Origin of the sequence: Microbacterium sp. 18062 (genome assembly GCF_902706225.1) — a bacterium.
Taxonomy (GTDB): Bacteria; Actinomycetota; Actinomycetes; order Actinomycetales; family Microbacteriaceae; genus Microbacterium.
Genome location: NZ_CACSKB010000595.1, coordinates 1 through 401, shown reverse-complemented (window position 1 = coordinate 401; position 401 = coordinate 1). Strand labels below are relative to the sequence as shown.

The window sequence follows — 401 nt, the reverse complement described above, 5'->3', positions numbered from 1 at the left end:
AAACGAATTCGCATTCCGGGCAAGGGGCTTCCGGAACGAGGCGGCAAGCGTGGCGATCTCTTCGTGCGCGTGCAGGTTGCGCTGCCGGCGGAAGCGGATCCCGAGCTCGAAGCGGCCGTACGGGCCTGGGCCGCGAAGCGGGAAAGGAAGGTTTCGTGAAGCTGCGCAGGTACACCATCGTGGAGGCGTGCGAGGAGGCGGGAGTGGAGCAGGGCTTCGTGGTGGAGTGCTTGCGCGCGCACTGGGTCGTGCCGGCATATCCCGCGGAAGCGGAGCTCGATGAGCTCGATCTCGCGCGTTTGCGGCTGATCGCTACTCTGAAAGAGGATCTCGGCGTGAACGACGAAGCCGTGCCCGTGATTCTGCACCTCGTGGATCAGTTGCGGGTGGGGTAGGGAAAC

General features: G+C 64.8%; 1 protein-coding gene. It reads left to right on the top strand.

The features are described 5' to 3' along the window. Window positions 1-155: 155 nt before the first annotated feature. Entirely contained in the window at window positions 156-395 is a 240-nt protein-coding gene (locus GVL03_RS21385; RefSeq protein ID WP_200847424.1) for a chaperone modulator CbpM, read from the top strand. The last annotated feature ends 6 nt before the right edge of the window (window positions 396-401 follow it).